The sequence below is a fragment of the Mycobacterium sp. IDUB_37 genome (assembly GCF_055419245.1).
The window spans coordinates 25,775-42,298 of the sequence record NZ_JBVAXG010000015.1; the positions used below are offsets into that span (position 1 = coordinate 25,775).

12 protein-coding genes are annotated in these 16,524 nt (G+C 65.8%); 5 read left to right on the forward strand and 7 right to left on the reverse strand.

Annotated elements, in window-relative coordinates; translation table 11 throughout:
* Positions 1-69 precede the first annotated feature (69 nt).
* Both ppc and ACZY1I_RS30700 read left to right on the forward strand, forming a co-directional pair.
* The gene (gene ppc / locus ACZY1I_RS30695; protein ID WP_463761287.1) at positions 70-2,889 is read left to right on the forward strand and encodes a phosphoenolpyruvate carboxylase; all 2,820 of its coding nucleotides are present in this window, start codon (positions 70-72) and stop codon (positions 2,887-2,889) included.
* 16 nt (positions 2,890-2,905) lie between these two features.
* A complete protein-coding gene (locus ACZY1I_RS30700; protein ID WP_463761288.1) occupies positions 2,906-3,691 on the forward strand; it encodes a DUF1206 domain-containing protein in 786 nt (261 codons plus the stop codon).
* A 9-nt stretch (positions 3,692-3,700) separates the two neighbouring features.
* On the opposite strand, the gene ACZY1I_RS30705 is transcribed toward ACZY1I_RS30700, so the two are convergent.
* The 6 genes from ACZY1I_RS30705 to tkt are packed head-to-tail and all read right to left on the reverse strand — an operon-like array spanning position 3,701 to position 11,473.
* Positions 3,701-5,014, reverse strand: coding sequence for a cytochrome P450 (locus ACZY1I_RS30705; protein WP_463761289.1), 1,314 nt, complete (start codon positions 5,012-5,014; stop codon positions 3,701-3,703).
* 12 nt (positions 5,015-5,026) lie between these two features.
* Positions 5,027-5,773 carry a 6-phosphogluconolactonase gene (gene pgl / locus ACZY1I_RS30710; RefSeq protein WP_463761290.1) on the reverse strand — a complete coding sequence of 249 codons (747 nt, stop codon included), beginning with the start codon at positions 5,771-5,773 and terminating at the stop codon, positions 5,027-5,029.
* Positions 5,770-6,681 (reverse strand): glucose-6-phosphate dehydrogenase assembly protein OpcA, encoded by a 912-nt coding sequence (gene opcA / locus ACZY1I_RS30715; protein ID WP_463761291.1) that lies wholly within the window; start codon positions 6,679-6,681, stop codon positions 5,770-5,772. The genes pgl and opcA overlap by 4 nt, the downstream gene beginning before the upstream one ends.
* Positions 6,678-8,249, reverse strand: a complete 1,572-nt coding sequence (zwf, locus tag ACZY1I_RS30720) for a glucose-6-phosphate dehydrogenase (protein ID WP_463761293.1) — start codon at positions 8,247-8,249, stop codon at positions 6,678-6,680. The genes opcA and zwf overlap by 4 nt, the downstream gene beginning before the upstream one ends.
* Positions 8,246-9,364 (reverse strand): transaldolase, encoded by a 1,119-nt coding sequence (tal, locus tag ACZY1I_RS30725; protein ID WP_463761295.1) that lies wholly within the window; start codon positions 9,362-9,364, stop codon positions 8,246-8,248. The genes zwf and tal overlap by 4 nt, the downstream gene beginning before the upstream one ends.
* A gap of 15 nt (positions 9,365-9,379) precedes the next feature.
* Complete coding sequence (tkt, locus tag ACZY1I_RS30730; protein WP_463761296.1) at positions 9,380-11,473, reverse strand: transketolase; 2,094 nt, start codon at positions 11,471-11,473, stop codon at positions 9,380-9,382.
* A gap of 275 nt (positions 11,474-11,748) precedes the next feature.
* Here tkt and ACZY1I_RS30735 point away from each other — a divergent pair, with 275 nt between their 5' ends.
* Positions 11,749-12,687: a heme o synthase gene (locus tag ACZY1I_RS30735; protein ID WP_463761297.1), complete on the forward strand. Its 939-nt coding sequence runs from the start codon at positions 11,749-11,751 to the stop codon at positions 12,685-12,687.
* A 401-nt stretch (positions 12,688-13,088) separates the two neighbouring features.
* Complete coding sequence (locus ACZY1I_RS30740) at positions 13,089-14,687, forward strand: PPE domain-containing protein (RefSeq protein ID WP_463761299.1); 1,599 nt, start codon at positions 13,089-13,091, stop codon at positions 14,685-14,687.
* Here ACZY1I_RS30740 and ACZY1I_RS30745 read toward each other — a convergent pair.
* Positions 14,684-15,664, reverse strand: a complete 981-nt coding sequence (locus ACZY1I_RS30745) for a quinone oxidoreductase family protein (protein ID WP_463761406.1) — start codon at positions 15,662-15,664, stop codon at positions 14,684-14,686. The genes ACZY1I_RS30740 and ACZY1I_RS30745 overlap by 4 nt on opposite strands.
* Before the next feature lie 20 nt (positions 15,665-15,684).
* On the opposite strand from ACZY1I_RS30745, the gene ACZY1I_RS30750 reads away from it, so the two are divergent.
* A complete protein-coding gene (locus tag ACZY1I_RS30750; RefSeq protein WP_463761300.1) occupies positions 15,685-16,518 on the forward strand; it encodes an ATP-grasp domain-containing protein in 834 nt (277 codons plus the stop codon).
* The last annotated feature ends 6 nt before the right edge of the window (positions 16,519-16,524 follow it).

Sequence of the window (16,524 nt, forward strand, 5' to 3'; positions counted from 1 at the left end):
CCTGTGTGGCAGGTTTCCTTCCTGGGCCAGCGAATGCCGAAACAGGTCGGGTCGCTGATACTAGGACGCATGGCTGAGGGTCTGGATACCGCGCTCGATCCGATCGGTGACGTCCATCGAACCGCACTGGGGCGTGAGGCGACCGAGCCGATGCGCGCCGACATCAGGATGTTGGGGGCAATCCTCGGTGACACGGTGCGAGAACAGAACGGCGAGGAGGTTTTCGATCTCGTCGAGCGGGCTCGGGTGGAGTCCTTTCGGGTGCGTCGCTCCGAGATCGACCGGGCCGAGGTGTCGCGCATGTTCGACGGCATCGACATCCACCAGGCCATCCCGGTCATCCGCGCGTTCACCCATTTTGCGTTGTTGGCCAACGTTGCCGAAGACATTCACCGTGAACGTCGCCGTCGTATCCACGTCGCGGCCGGTGAGCCCCCGCAGGACAGCAGTCTGGCCGCCACTTTCGAAAAGCTCGACCTGAAAAATGAGCTCGGCGAACTGGATTCGGCCACCGTCGCCGAAGCGCTTAAGGGTGCGCTGGTCGCTCCGGTCATCACTGCGCATCCCACCGAGACCCGGCGGCGGACCGTCTTCGTCACCCAGCACCGGATCACCGAGCTGATGCGGCTGCATGCCGAGGGCCACACCGAAACCGACGGTGGGCGCAGCATCGAACTCGAGTTGCGCCGCCAGATCCTGACGTTGTGGCAGACAGCGATCATCCGCTTGTCGCGGCTTCAGATCAGCGACGAGATCGCGGTGGGCCTGCAGTACTACCGGTCGGCGTTCTTTGAGGTGCTACCGAAGGTCAATGCCGAGGTCAGGGAGGCGCTGCGAGCCCGCTGGCCCGACGGTGACCTGCTGACGGGACCGATGTTGCAGCCGGGATCCTGGATCGGTGGTGACCGCGACGGCAACCCGAACGTCACCGCCGACGTGGTGCGACTGGCCACCGGCAGTGCCGCCTACACCGCGCTGGCGCACTATCTCAGCGAACTCGACCACCTCGAGCAGGAGCTGTCGATGTCATCGCGGCTGCTCAAAGTCAGCCCCGAGTTGGCCGAACTGGCCGAAGGCTGCGGTGACAAAGCGCGCGCCGACGAGCCGTACCGGCGGGCACTGCGGGTGATCAGGGCTCGGCTGAGCGCCACCGCCGCCGCGATCCTGGATCAACAGCCGCCGCACCTGCTCGACCTGGGCCTGTCCGAGTACGTCACCCCGGCCGAGCTGCGCGCCGACCTCGACACGATCGATGCCTCGCTGCGTAACCACGGCAGCGCGGTGCTGGCCGACGACCGGCTGGCTTTACTGCGAGAAGGCGTGCACGTCTTCGGATTTCACCTGAGCGGTCTGGATCTTCGGCAGAACTCCGACGTGCACGAGGAAGTGGTGGGCGAACTCTTGGCCTGGGCCGGGGTGCACCCGGACTACGCCTCGCTTCCTGAAGACGAGCGGGTGGAGCTGTTGGTATCCGAACTCAGCACCAGCCGTCCGCTCCTCGGAGACCGGGCGCGACTTTCCGAACTGGCGCACAAGGAATTGAACATCATCGGCGCGGCCACACACGCCGTCGAAACCTACGGTCCCGCAGCGGTTCCCAACTACGTCATCTCAATGTGCCAGTCAGTGTCCGACATGCTGGAAGTGGCGATCCTGCTGAAAGAAGCCGGCCTGCTGGACGCGTCGGGGGACGAGCCGTACTGTCCGGTCGGCATTTCCCCGCTGTTCGAAACGATCGACGATCTGCACAACGGTGCGTCCATTCTGCAAGCGACACTTGAACTTCCGCTGTATCGGGGAATGGTCGCGGCGCGGGGTGACATGCAGGAGGTGATGCTCGGCTACTCCGACTCCAATAAGGACGGCGGATATCTGGCCGCCAACTGGGCGGTCTACCGCGCCGAACTCGCGCTGGTGGAGACCGCTCGCAAGAACGGAATTCGGCTGCGGCTCTTCCACGGTCGCGGCGGAACAGTCGGTCGCGGCGGCGGTCCCAGCTATCAGGCGATCCTGGCGCAGCCGCCGGGCGCGGTGAACGGTTCGTTGCGCCTCACCGAGCAGGGCGAGGTGATCGCAGCGAAGTACGCCGAACCACAAAGCGCCCGGCGCAATTTGGAAAGTCTGTTGGCCGCGACCCTGGAGTCGACGCTGCTCGATGTCGAGGGCCTGGGTGACTCGGCGGAGCCGGCCTATGCGGTGCTCGAGGAAGTGGCCACCCTGGCCAAGCGGGCGTACGCCGAATTGGTACATGACACGCCGGGTTTCGTCGAGTATTTCAAGGCATCAACGCCGGTCAGCGAGATCGGATCATTGAACATCGGCAGTCGTCCGACCTCGCGCAAGCCCACTCAGTCCATCTCGGATCTTCGCGCCATTCCGTGGGTGCTGGCGTGGAGCCAGTCGCGGGTGATGCTTCCCGGCTGGTACGGCACCGGCTCGGCGTTCGAGCAGTGGATCGCCGCGGGTCCGGAAAGCGAAGAAGACCGGCTGGCCATCCTGACCGATCTGTACAAGCGGTGGCCGTTCTTCCGCAGTGTGCTGTCGAACATGGCCCAGGTGCTCGCCAAGAGCGATCTGGGGCTGGCCGCTCGTTACGCCGAGTTGGTCGACGATGAAGACCTGCGGAGCAGAGTCTTCGACAAGATCGTCGACGAGCACCACCGCACGATCGCCATCTATAAGCGGATCACCGGCGAGGAGGACCTGCTGGCGGACAACCCGGCCCTCGCGCGCTCGGTGTTCAATCGCTTTCCTTACCTGGAGCCGCTGAACCATCTGCAGGTGGAACTGCTGCGCCGGTATCGCTCGGGCGAGGACGACGAACTGGTGCAGCGGGGCATCCTGCTGACGATGAACGGATTGGCGAGCGCGTTACGCAACAGCGGATAACGGGCATCCCGGCCAGATGACCGATTTGGCCCAGAACACGCACTTCGAACGGCTCGCCCGGGGCGGGTATATCGTCAGCGGTCTCTTGCACCTGATCATCGGCTACCTCGCTATCCGGATCGCCTTCGGCGAAAGGGGTACCGCCGACCAGTCCGGAGCCCTGGCCGAACTGGCAACCAAACCCGGTGGCAAGGCGGCACTTTGGGTGGCGGCGGTTGCGCTGCTGGCGATGGGCCTGTGGCGCCTCGTCGAGACCGCCCTCGGTCGTTCCACCGAACCGAAACAGCAGGACGGATCATCGGAAGCGCTGGATCGCGCCAAGGCCTTCGGTCTGGCGCTGGTCTACCTCGGGTTTGCCTGGTCAGCCTTCGGATTCGCGATGGGGACAGGGAAATCCAACGGCGACCAGAACGCCGGGATGAGCGCGCGCCTGATGCAGACGACCGCAGGCACTGTCGCTCTCGTCGTCGCCGGGTTGATTGTCGTGGCGGTGGGCGGCTACCACGTCTACAAGGGCGCCAGCCAGAGTTTTGTCGATGACCTGAAGGGCAGATCCGGCAAGCTGGTGCGGCGACTCGGCACAGTGGGATATGTCGCCAAAGGCCTGATCATCGTCGCGGCCGGCCTGCTGGTGATCGTGGCCGCGTTGCGTTCGGATCCGGCGAAGGCCACCGGACTCGATGGCGCCCTGAAAACGCTTGGCGCCCAACCTTACGGCGTCGCGCTGCTGATCGCCGCAGGCTTGGGGATCATCACCTACGGCTTCTACAGCTTTGCCATGGCCCGTTTCACCAAGATGTAGCGCTGTCTCTCAGCTGCGGACGTAGTCGACCGGACAGGGACCATCCGCGCGGGCCACGCCGCCGATCTGAGCGGGAACCGGCAGCGGATGCGACGTCCATCCGGGTGTCATCCGGTATTCGCGCAGCAGATGCGTCGTCGCCGCCGTCATTGCCGCTAGCGAAAACGGTTGGGCCGGACAGGTATGCCGTCCGTGCCCGAATGCCGTCACCAACATGGGTGAGGGCAGCGCCTGTTGGTCGGTGAGCCGATAACGAGTCCACCGATCTGGATCCCACTGTTGCAGGCCGGGTGCCGCCGATGTGTTGAGCAGCGGCAGCAGCGTCGCGATCGTCCAACCGGGCGGCACCTGGTAGCGGATTGCGCCGGTGTCGAGCTCGACCGGAGCCAAGACGGCGCGGGTCATGATCGAGCGCTGTGCCAGCCGGGTCGATTCCAGCGCGCAGCGCTGGGCGAAGTCGCCGATGTCGCTGCTGTCGTCACGGATTCGCTCGAGATGAACCGGGTGCTCGATCAGGTCGACCAACGCCCAACCGAGCGCCGCCGCCAGATTCGACATGGATGCCACGTGAATCAGGGCGACGTCGAAGGCGATGCCGCGGATTCGGACGTCGTCCGGCTCGGCGGACCAGGCTTCGACGATGCGGCCGAACAGGTCCTGGTCGGCGGTATCGCCGCCGAAATCACCACTGCTGTAACGATCGACCGCGGCGGCAACGATTTCGGCGACCTCGTCGAGCGCGGCCCGCTCGGCGCGCTTGTCCGTCGCGGCGACCGCTGCCATCCGATCGGGGTGCACGAAAGCATCGGAGCCGTCCAGCGTGTCCAGGGCAGCCACCAGGCGTTCGAAGGCTTCGCCGTCGGCCGACCCAGGGCCGGCCCACGACGCCAACCCCATTCGATGACCGAGTCGGCGGGTCAGGTCGAAAACGTCGACCGAACCGGACCGGCCCAGCTCGGAAGAGGTCTGCCGCAGTGCTCGGTCCAGGTTAGCCAGGTAGCCGGCCACGTCGTCGCGCCGGAACAGGGTGGTCGGCAAGGTGCGTCGTCCGGCGAAGATCTCGTCGGGAAGTTTGCGCCGCAGCATCAGATAGTCGGCGACGCCCTTGCTCGCCTTGTCCTCGGTGAGTGCATAGAAAGATTCCACGCCGGTGGGGGAGAAGGTGAACAGGTAGCGGTCGGCGCCGCTCTCCACCACGAACGTGTCGCCATAGCGTTCGCGGGCCGTGCCGATCGTGGCGACGGCGTCAACGACTGCCACATCCCAGGGCAGAGCGGTTCCCTCCGCGAGTGGCGGAGCGGGAACCGGATATTTGGTCGTCATCGGCGCCCGCCGTCAAGCCGGCAGTTTGCTCGCGGCGTCCTTGTCGAGCAGCCAGAGTGTGCTCTCGCGCCCGACAGCTCCGGCGGCCGGCCACGCGACCGGGTCAGCGCCGCCGACGGCGGCTGCCACCGCATCGGCTTTGCCGCCTCCGGCCACTATCAGCCAGACCTCGCGGGACCGCTGAATTGCCGGCAGCGTCAAGGTGATTCGCTGTGGGGGCGGCTTCGGGGAGTCTTCGACCGCAACCACCATGCGAGTGGTCTCGCGCACCGCCGGGGTATCCGGGAACAGCGAATTGATGTGGCCTTCGGGTCCCATACCGAGCAGGTGCACGTCGAAGCTCGGTGCCGGGTCGCCTGGTGCGGCGTTCGCGGCCAGGATCTGCTCGTACGCCAGTGCGGCGGCGTCGATGTCGGTGCCGAATTCGCCGTTGCTGGGCGCCATCGGGTGTACCTGACTCGCCGGGATGGCGACGTGGTCGAGCAACGCCTCGCGGGCCTGCTTTTCGTTGCGCTCGTCGTCGTCGTCGGGGACGTAACGGTCGTCGCCCCAGAACAGGTGCACCTTGGACCAGTCGATCTGCCCGGCTTCGGGGTCGGCGAGATAGCGCAGCAGCGCGATGCCGTTACCGCCGCCGGTCAACACGATCAGCGCTTGTCCGCGCGCCGCCACCGCGGCATTGATGGTGTCGACCAATCGCGCACCGGCGGCCTGCACCAGGGCATCGCTGTCTTCGAAGACCTGGACGTCGGTGCTCACGCGTACTCCACTTTCTCGATGCCTTCGAGTGCGGCGTGGTAGATCTCGTCGGCGTCGAACCGGCGCAGGTCTTCGGCCAGGCACTCACCGGTCACCCGGCGTGGCAACGGGACCAGCGCGTCCGGTCGGGCGTCCCGGCTCAGCGTTGCGGTCGTTCCATCCTGCGGCCGGCTCAGCACGATGGTCTCGCTCTTGCGGACCAGTTCCACTCGGAGTTCGCCGACTTCCCGACGTACCGGGCCGTCGATTCGGCTGGCCAGCCAGCCCGCCAGAATGTCGAGCGCCGGTTCGTCGACCAAGCCCGAGACCAGTGCCGACTCGATCGGCTCGTGCGGCGGCAGGTCGATCGCCGAGGTGAGCAGTGCCCGCCAGTACGTGATGCGGCTCCACGCCAGGTCGGTGTCACCCGGGGTGTATCCGGCCAGCCTGCCCTTGATCGCGGCCAACGGTTCGACACCGTTGGTGGCGTCGGTGATGCGACGAACGGCCAACTCGCCCAACGGGTCCTGCGCGGGGACGTCCGGGGCGATATCGGGCCACCACGCCACCACCGGGATGTCGGGCAATAGGAACGGGATCACCACGCTGTTGGCGTGGCCTGCCAACGGACCCGAAAGCCGCAGCACCACAACTTCCGCACCACCGGCGTCGCCGCCGGCGCGCAGTTGCGCGTCCAGGCGGGCCTTGTCGGCGTATGGATCGCCGCGCATCGTGACGATGATCCGGCTGGGATGCTCGTGGCTGGCGCCCAAGGCCGCCTCTATCGACTCCTCGAGCACAGTCTCGCTGTCCGGCGCGATGATCAGCGTCAGTACCCGGCCCATGGTGACGGCACCGACGTCTTCGCGCAGTTCGTCGAGCTTCTTGTTGACCGCGTTGGTGGTGGTGTCAGGCAAATCGACAATCATGGCCGCCGCCATTCCCGGCCGGTGCGGCGCAGCATCTCGAATGCCGAGTCCGGGCCCCAGGTGCCTGCCTCGTAGGGATCGGGCTTACCGTGCGACGCCCAGTTCTCAAGAGCGGGATCCAATATCTCCCAAGCCAATTCGACCTCCGAGTTGACCGGGAACAGGGACGGCTCGCCGAGCAGCACGTCGAGGATCAGCCGCTCGTAGGCCTCCGGGGAGTCCTCAGAAAAGGCCGAACCGTAGGAGAAGTCCATGTTGACGTCGCGGACTTCCATGGCTGACCCCGGCACCTTCGACCCGAACCGCAAGGTGATGCCCTCGTCGGGCTGTACCCGGATCACCATGGCGTTAGTGCCGAGCTCGTCGGTCATGGTGGCGTCGAACGGGAGGTGCGGCGCACGCTTGAAGACCAGCGCGATCTCGGTGACCCTGCGTCCCAACCGTTTTCCGGTCCGTAAGTAGAACGGCACGCCGGCCCAGCGCCGGGTGTCGACCTCGAGAGCGATGGCTGCGAACGTCTCGGTGGTGGAGTCCTTGGCGAATCCCTCTTCGTCGAGCAGCCCGACGACCTTCTCGCCGCCCTGCCAGCCGGCCGAGTACTGGCCCCGGCTGGTGTTCTCGTCGAGTGGCTCGGCGAGCTTCGTCGCCGACAAGACCTTGATCTTCTCCGTTTGCAACGCCTTCGGCTTGAAGCTGACCGGTTCTTCCATCGCGGTCAGCGCCAGCAACTGCATCAGGTGGTTCTGGATGACGTCGCGGGCCGCCCCGATGCCGTCGTAGTAGCCGCCCCGGCCGCCGAGTCCAATGTCTTCGGCCATGGTGATCTGCACGTGGTCGACGTAGTGCGCGTTCCAGATAGGGTCGAACAACTGGTTGGCGAAGCGCAGCGCCAGGATGTTCTGGACGGTCTCTTTGCCCAGGTAATGGTCGATACGGAAGACCGATTCCTCCGGAAAGACGGAGTTGACAGTCTTGTTCAGGTCTTGCGCGCTCGCCAGGTCGTGGCCGAAGGGCTTTTCGATGACCACCCGGCTCCACCTGTCGCCCTGCGGGCGGGCCAGGCCGGACTTGTGCAGCTGCTCGCACACCTGCGGGAACGACTTTGGCGGGATCGCCAGGTAGAAGGCGTGATTGCCGCCGGTGCCGCGTTCGGCATCGAGCTTCTCCAGCGTCTCAGCGAGCCGGGCGAAGGCGTCGTCATCGTCGAAAGCGCCTGGTACGAAACGGAATCCCTCGGCCAAGCGGTCCCAGTTCTCCTGCCGAAAAGGTGTCCGGCAATGTTGCTTGACGGCGTTGTAGACCACGTCGCCGAAGTCCTGGGTGCTCCAGTCGCGGCGCGCGAACCCCACCAGTGAGAAGGTCGGGGGTAGCAGGCCACGGTTGGCCAGGTCGTAGATCGCCGGCATGACCTTCTTGCGGGCCAGGTCGCCGGTGACCCCGAAAATTACCATCCCGCAGGGGCCGGCAATCCTGGGCAGCCGCTTGTCGCGCTTGTCGCGCAACGGGTTCTGCCAATGCTCGGCGTCTCCCGCGGCGCGACCGCGACTATCGGATTGGGGTGGGGTCATTTGTTGGCGGAGTCGAGTTGTTCCTGAGTCGCCTCAAGTAACTCGTTCCAGGATGCTTCAAACTTCTCCACGCCCTCGTCCTCCAGCACGATGAACACGTCGGTCAGGTCAACCCCGTTCGCCTCGAGCTGGTCGAACACGCCCTGGGCCTCGTCCGCGGTGCCGGTGATCGTGTCTCCGGTGACCGTACCGTGGTCGGCGACAGCGTCAATCGTCTTCTCCGGCATGGTGTTCACCGTGTTCGCGGCGACCAGTTCGGTGACGTAGAGGGTGTCGGAGTAGTCCGGGTTCTTGACGCCGGTGGACGCCCACAACGGCCGTTGCACGCGCGCGCCGTCTGCCTTCAGTGCCTCGAAGCGCTCGCCACCCTCGAAGACCTCTTGGTAGGCGGCGTAAGCCAGTCGGGCGTTGGCGACGCCGGCCTGACCGCGCAGCGCGAGCGCTTCCTCAGACCCGTTGCTCTCCAGCCGCTTGTCGATTTCGCTGTCCACCCGGGAGACGAAAAACGATGCTACCGAATGGATCTTGGCCAGGTCGTGGCCGGCTTCTTTGGCCTTCTCCAATCCGGCAAGGTAGGCATCGATCACCTCGCGGTGCCGCTCCACGGAGAAGATCAGCGTGACATTGACCGAAATCCCTTCGGCCAGGACGGCGGTGATGGCCGGCAGGCCCGCCTTGGTGGCCGGGATCTTGATCAGCACGTTGGGCCGGTCGACGATCTTCCACAGCTCGATGGCCTGTTGGATCGTCTTGTCGGTCTCGTGGGCCAGTCGCGGGTCGACCTCGATCGACACCCGGCCGTCGATGCCGTCGGAACTCTCCCACTGCGGTCGTAGCACGTCGCAGGCGTTACGAACGTCGTCGGTTGTGACGGTGCGGATAGTGGCGTCCACATCGGCGCCTCGCTCGGCCAACTCGGCGACCTGATCGTCGTAGGCGCTGCCTTCCGACAATGCCTTCTGGAAGATCGACGGGTTGGTGGTGACGCCGACGATGCTCTTGGTGTCGATCAGCTCCTGCAAATTGCCGGACTTGATCCGGTCCCGCGACAAGTCGTCGAGCCAGACCGACACGCCTGCGGCGCTGAGCGCGGCAAGGTTGGAATTCTGGGTCATTCAAATCACCTTTTCTCAGTTATCGAGTGCTTCTTCCGCGGCGGCAGCGACGGCCTCCGCGGTGAAGCCGTACTCGCGGAACAATGTCTTGTAGTCGGCGGATTCGCCGTAGTGCTCGATCGAAACGATCTTTCCGGTGTCGCCCACCAGCTTGTGCCAGGACTGGGCGATGCCGGCCTCGACAGCCACCCGCGCCGAAACCGTCGGGGGCAGCACGCTGTCGCGGTAGTCGTCCGGCTGGGATTCGAACCACTCCACACACGGCATCGACACCACTCGGGCGAGAATGTCCTTCTCCGCCAACAACTTCTGTGCCTCGACCGCGAGCTGTACCTCCGAACCAGTGGCGATCAGTACGACGTCGGGGTCCTCGTCGCCTTCTGAGTCGCCCAACACGTAGCCGCCGCGGGCGACACCCTCGGCGTTGGTGCCTTCCAGCACCGGAACCCCCTGCCGAGTCAGAATCAACCCGACCGGACCGCTGCCGTTGCCACGGGCTATAACCGTGTGCCAGGCGTAGGCCGTTTCGTTGGCGTCGGCCGGGCGGACCACCGACAGGTTGGGTATTGCCCGCAGCGCCGCAAGGTGCTCGATCGGCTGGTGGGTAGGCCCGTCCTCGCCGAGACCCACCGAGTCGTGGGTCCAAACGTAGATGGTGTCGATGTCCATCAACGACGCCAACCGCACCGCGGGCCGCATGTAGTCGGAGAACTGCAGGAATGTCCCACCGTAGGCCCGGGTGGGTCCATGCAGCACGATGCCGGACAGAATCGACCCCATCGCGTGCTCGCGAATACCGAAGTGCAGCGTGCGGCCGTACCAGTCGGCGGTGTAGTCGTCGGTCGAAATCGACGGGGGGCCAAAGGATTTCACGCCCTTGATGGTCGTGTTGTTGCTGCCCGCCAGGTCGGCCGAACCGCCCCACAACTCCGGCAACTTCGGCCCGATGGCCGCCAGCACCTCGCCGGAGGCCGCGCGGGTGGCCAGCGCCTTCGACCCTGGCTCCCACTTCGGAATGTCAGCGTCCCAGCCCTCGGGCAACTCTTCGGCCGTAAGCCGGTCCAACAGTGCCTTGCGTTCGGGTTCGCGCTCGGCCCAGGCGTCGAACTCGACCTGCCAGGCTTCGTGCGCGTCCTTGCCGCGATCCACCAGGCTGCGGGTGTGTTTGATCACCTCGTCGCGAACCTCGAACGTCTTGTCGGGGTCGAAGCCGAGGATCTTCTTGGTGGCCGCTATCTCGTCGTCGCCGAGTGCCGCTCCATGCGCCTTGCCCGTATTCATCAGGTTCGGGGCAGGGTAGCCAATGATGGTGCGCAGCGAAATGAACGACGGCCTGCCGGTTTCGGCCTTCGCGTTGGCAATGGCCTCTTCGATTCCGACCACGTTCTCGCCGCCCGCCACTTCCTGCACGTGCCAGCCGTAGGCACGATAACGGGCCGCGGTGTCCTCGCACAGGGCGATGTTGGTGTCGTCCTCGATCGAGATCTGGTTGTGGTCGTAGAACACGATGAGATTGCCCAGTTGCTGCACCGCGGCCAGCGACGACGCTTCCGACGTCACTCCCTCTTCGATGTCGCCATCGGAGGCAATCGAGTAGATGAAGTGGTCGAACGGGCTGGTGCCCGGCTCGGCGTCCGGGTCGAACAGTCCACGCTCGTAGCGCGCCGCCATCGCCATCCCGACCGCAGATGCCAGACCCTGTCCCAGCGGGCCGGTGGTGATCTCGACACCCTTGGTGTGGCGGAACTCGGGGTGACCGGGCGTCTTGGAACCCCAGGTGCGCAGCGACTCGATATCGGACAGTTCGAGCCCGAAGCCGCCGATATAGAGCTGCAGGTAGAGGGTCAGGCTGCTGTGCCCACAAGACAGCACGAACCGGTCGCGGCCCAACCAGTGGACGTCGCTGGGATCGTGGCGCATTGCCCGCTGAAACAGTGTGTAGGCCAATGGCGCAAGGCTCATCGCCGTTCCGGGGTGCCCGTTACCGACCTTTTGGACGGCGTCCGCCGCCAGTACTCGGACCGTGTCGACCGAAGCCGTATCGATCTCGGTCCAGTCGTCGGGGAGGCGCGGTTGGGTGAGTGCAGAGATCTCTTCGGCAGTTGTCATTCAGTCCTCAGTCCTGGGGTCATCAACTGACCAATCCCACCCTAGTGCGGGATTGCTCGCGGCAGCAGGGCTAGATAACGGTTACCCGATGAAGCCCGTGTGAAAATATCGTGTCGCGGGTCACAGCTCTACCCTCTGTGCGTCTTTGATTTGGGTCGAGCGGTGGACAAAGTCGGGCGAATCGACCCTGCGGCGCTGAGACCGCCCCTGCGCGGTCTACCATCGTGCGTAGTAGAAGCTGCGCGCGGCTGCGATTTCACCGAGGAGTTAATTGCGTGAGCGTTCGCGGGCGCTTGGAGAGTAAGGCCCCGGGGGGCGGGACGAGCGGCAAGGTCACCGGCAAGATACTGGCCTACGTCGCCTTGACCAAGCCTCGGGTCATCGAGTTGTTGCTGGTCACAGCGATACCGGCGATGCTGCTGGCGCACCGGGGGTCGGTCGACCCGCTGCTGATCCTCAACACGTTGATCGGCGGCATGATGGCCGCCGGCGGTGCCAACACGCTCAACTGCGTGGCCGACGCCGACATCGACAAGGTGATGAAGCGGACCGCCCGGCGACCGCTGGCGCGAGCGGCGGTACCGACTCGCAACGCCCTGGTCTTCGGACTGTTGCTCAGCGTGGGCTCGTTTTTCTGGTTGTGGTGGACCACCAATCTGCTCTCGGGTCTGTTGGCCGTTGTCACCATCGCGTTCTACGTCTTCGTCTACACGCTGTTGCTCAAGCGGCGCACCTCGCAGAACGTGGTGTGGGGCGGCGCGGCGGGCTGCATGCCCGTGATGATCGGCTGGTCCTCGGTCACCGGCACTATCGGCTGGCAGGCGTTGGCCATGTTCGCGATCATCTTCTTCTGGACGCCGCCGCACACCTGGGCACTGGCGATGCGGTACAAGGAAGACTACAAAGCCGCAGGCGTACCGATGCTGCCCGCCGTGGCGACTGAACGTCAGGTCACCAAGCAGATCCTGATCTACACCTGGCTCACGGTGCTGGCGACCCTGGTGCTGGGCTTGGCGACGGGCTGGCTGTACGCGGCGGTTGCCGTTCTGGCCGGGGTGTGGTTCCTGGCCATGGCCCACCAGCTGTACTCCGGAGTTCGGGCGGGCGAACCGGTCAAGCCGCTCCGGCTGTTCCTGCAGTCGAACAACTACCTGGCGCTGGTGTTCTGCGCGCTTGCGGTGGACTCGGTCATCGCACTGCCGACCCTGCTCTGAGGCCGTCGGGCGCGGCGTCGAGGCCGGGCGACTCCACGGCTCGCCTTCGTCAGAACCAAGGCGATTCCAACCCCCGCCGCAGGCGACCGGTTGCCGTGCCCGATTTGAATGCACTTCGAATGATTAACTAGCGCAACGCATTTCGCCGTGCGCTCAGCGCCGCGTCCGCTTCCTTTCAGGCCGCCAGGTGGCAGGCCGCGGTCCTATCTCGATTTGCGAGACGCCCCGTCGCGTTATCGGATCTGTGTGTAACAGCCCATTTTTGAAGCGCGTTCGAAGGTCGCCCTTTTCAGGGAGGAGTGTCTGGCATGGCGTCAATTGTCGTATCGAAAGGTCTGGACACATCCTGTGCGTGCCGGGGGGCACTGACGGTTCGGTATCGGTTTACCACCGGCTGATCCATGAGCGCACCCATCTGGATGGCTTCGCCTCCAGAGGTGCATTCGGCATTGCTGAGTAGCGGTCCGGGACCGGGGTCATTGTTGGCCGCGGCTTCGGCATGGAACTCGTTGAGCGCCGAATACGCCTCCATAGTGGAAGAACTCATTGATGTGTTGGCCTCGGTGCAGTCCGGATCCTGGGACGGTCCGAGCGCGGAGTCGTATGTGGCGGCGCACGCGCCCTACGTCGCCTGGTTGACGCAGGCCGGCGCGGATAGCGCGATTGTCGCCGCCCAGCACGAGACGGCGGCTGCGGCCTATACCGTGGCGGTGGCGGCGATGCCGACACTGCCGGAGTTGGCCGTCAATCACGTCACGCACGGAGCGCTGGTGGCGACGAATTTCTTTGGGATCAACACCATTCCGATCGCCCTCAATGAGGCCGACTACGTGCGGATGTGGGTTCAGGCGGCCGCCACAATGACGACGTATCAGGCGGTTTCGGACGCCGCCCTGGCTTCGGCTCCGCCGGCCGCGGCGGCTCCGCAGATCGTGAAGTCCGAAGGGCAACCTCAAACCGGCGCCAGTGCTGCCGCCGATCCGCTGCAGCAGGTAGCGCAGTTGGTGCAGCAGATCTTTCAGCAGATCCAGCGCCTCCCGCAGGATGCTTACCAGCAGCTGCTGAGGCTCGGTGGGATGAATTGGGATCCCGCGGCGGGAACCATCAACGGAATCCCATACGAGGGCTACACCACCCCGGGTTCACTGGTCTACTGGGTCACTCGAGGATTCCTCTACGGCCAGGAGTTCCAGGCGTTTCAGTACGCGCTGCTGACCAATCCGCTGTCGGTCCTGCAGGGGCTCGCCACCCTGACGCCACTGCAGATCGTGACCTACCTGTCGTTGCACCCGGTGCTGGGTGTAGCTATCGCGACGTCGCCGCTGTACTCGGTGCTCTCGTCCCTTCCGGCCGCGGCGGCTGCTTCGGCGGCTGCACTGCTGGTGCTGCCAGTGCCGATTGCCGAGATTCCGGCCGCCGCCGCTGTGCCGGCCCTGGCTCCGGTTGCGGCGCTGGCGCACGCGGCGCCTGCGGTGGCGGTCGCCCCGACTGTCGCCACGACGGTCAGTGCGACGAGCACGGCGGCTCCGGCGTCTGCGGCGGGTACGGCTCCCAGTTCGCCGGCGCCACCGTCCGCGCCGGCGGGTCCGGGGTTCTTCCCGTTTGCCATCGCTGGTGGCGGTCCCGCTATAGGCTTCGATTCGGGGTCGAAGACGAGGAGCAGCGCGAGCGCCCAGGCCAAGGCGCCCGCTCAGGACAGTGCCGCGGCAGCAGCCGCGGCGGCCGCGCGGCGGCGGTCACGGCGGCGGCGTAAGCAGGACGAGCCGCTGCGGGCCTATGCCGATGAGTACATCGACGTGGAACCTGATGGCGACGCGGATGCGGTGCCCCAAGTGCTGGCTTCGGAATCGGGCGCGGGGAAGTTCGGGTTCGCGGGGACTGCATTTGAACGCCGCCGCGCACAAGCCGCCGCCGGGTTGACCCAATTGGCCGATGACATCGGCGGCGGTCCGACGGTGCCGCTGCTGCCCGGTAAGTGGGGCACCAACCAGGAGCGCTAGGGGAGCAGCACGACGGACCCGGTGGTCTTACGGCCCTCCAGGTCGGTGTGGGCTCGTACGGCTTCGGCCAGCGGATAAGTTCCGCCGACCTCGACCCGCACGGCGCCGCTGCCGATCGCGTCTAACAATTCGCCGGCCCGCCAGTTGAATTCCTGTGCGGTGCGGATGAAGTCGGCCAGCGTCGGTCGAGTGAGGTACACCGAACCGGCTCGATTCAGGCGTTGCGGGTCCAGCGGGGGAACGGGTCCGCTGGCGGCGCCGAACAACGCCAGCGTTCCGCGCTTGGCCAAGCTGGCGAGACTGGCGTCGAACGTGGTCGCACCCACACCGTCGTACACCGCAGCCACTCCGGCGCCCCCGGTGAGTTCGCGGACCTGTCGGCCGAACCCGTCGGCATCAGTGGGATAGGCGAGCACTTCGGCGGCCCCGGCCTGCCTGGACAGGCGCTCTTTCGCCTCGTTCGAGACGGTGGTGATGACGCGGGCGCCGAGGTGGGTCGCCCACTGCGTCAGGAGCAGTCCAACACCGCCGGCCCCGGCGTGCACCAGCAGGCTGTCTCCGCTTTGCACGGAGTAGACCGACTTGAGCAGATAGTGCGCGGTCAGCCCTTTCAGCAGGGCGGAAGCGGCGACCTCGGAGGTGACGTCGTCAGGTACCTTCGCGGTCAAAGATGCTGGCGCAACGCAGAATTCGGCGTACGCGCCAATTGCCGAAGCGCTCACCACACGGTCGCCGACGCTGATGCCGGCTGCGTCGGTCCCGGGTCCGATCGCCGCAACGGTCCCACACACCTCGGAGCCGAGGACGAAGGGGAGCGCACGGGGGTATTGCCCCGAGCGGTAATAGGTGTCGATGAAGTTGACGCCGATTGCGTCCGACTTGATCAGTAGCTCGCCGTGGTCCGGGCTGGGTTGCGGCAGGTCGTTGTAGCCAAGGACTTCAGGACCGCCGGTTTCGCTGACTTCGATCGCGCGCACGGTGGATATCATGCACGAGCATGAAACTCGCCCGTCCGGACGTCTTCCACCCGCGCATCGTGCTGGCCGGTAATCCGCAACACGTTGCGGGTGGCGGCGACGACGCCGACTTGGTGGCCGCGCTGCGACACCGCGGCCTGCATGCCCGGTGGTTGTCCTGGGATGACCCGGAAGTCGCGGGTGCGCACCTGGTGATTCTGCGCGACGCCGGCGACTTCGCCGAGCGCATCGACGACTTCCTGACGTGGGCCGCAGGCGTGCCGAACCTGCTCAACCCATCCGCCGTCGTCGCGTGGAACGCCGATCGCGGTTACCTCGATGACCTGGCAGATCGGGGCGTGCCGACCGTGCCCGGTGAGACATACGGACCCGGCGAGCGGGTCGTGCTGCCGGGGTCTGGACACGTCTTCGTCGGCCCCAGCGTCGGCGCCGGCACGCGGCGGTTCAGTGACCAATCGGCGGCGGCCGAACACGTCGCGGCCCGCCAAGGGGCAGGCCAGGGTGTCGTGGTGCAGTCCGGCGGGTCGGAACCCGAAACGGTGCTGGTCTTCCTCGGTGGAAAACCGTCGCATGCGTTCGTCACGCAGGATCGTGGTCTGCATCAGGGCGACGCCGACTTCGAACTGTGGGACGTCGGCGCCGCAGCGCTGGACGTTGCTCCTGGCGAGTTGCTCTACGCGCGGGTGCATCTCGTCGGTGCGCGCGTGTTGGAGTTGCAACTGGTAGCTCCGTCGCTGGGCTGGCGGCGATTGGACGGCGCCACCCGCAGTCTCGCCCAGCGCGAGTTTGCGCTGGGCGTCGAGTCGGCTGTGCAGCGGCTCGGGCTAGGCCCGTTCTCGCATCGACATCCCTAGCGTCGC

Bases quoted from the DNA above. Each gene is read 5' to 3' on its own strand.
- zwf (WP_463761293.1), bottom strand. From the start codon at position 8,249: ATGACCCCACCCCAATCCGATAGTCGCGGTCGCGCCGCGGGAGACGCC.
- opcA (WP_463761291.1), bottom strand. From the start codon at position 6,681: ATGATTGTCGATTTGCCTGACACCACCACCAACGCGGTCAACAAGAAG.
- ACZY1I_RS30700 (WP_463761288.1), top strand. From the start codon at position 2,906: ATGACCGATTTGGCCCAGAACACGCACTTCGAACGGCTCGCCCGGGGC.
- tal (WP_463761295.1), bottom strand. From the start codon at position 9,364: ATGACCCAGAATTCCAACCTTGCCGCGCTCAGCGCCGCAGGCGTGTCG.
- ACZY1I_RS30705 (WP_463761289.1), bottom strand. From the start codon at position 5,014: ATGACGACCAAATATCCGGTTCCCGCTCCGCCACTCGCGGAGGGAACC.
- ACZY1I_RS30740 (WP_463761299.1), top strand. From the start codon at position 13,089: ATGAGCGCACCCATCTGGATGGCTTCGCCTCCAGAGGTGCATTCGGCA.
- tkt (WP_463761296.1), bottom strand. From the start codon at position 11,473: ATGACAACTGCCGAAGAGATCTCTGCACTCACCCAACCGCGCCTCCCC.
- ppc (WP_463761287.1), top strand. From the start codon at position 70: ATGGCTGAGGGTCTGGATACCGCGCTCGATCCGATCGGTGACGTCCAT.
- ACZY1I_RS30750 (WP_463761300.1), top strand. From the start codon at position 15,685: ATGAAACTCGCCCGTCCGGACGTCTTCCACCCGCGCATCGTGCTGGCC.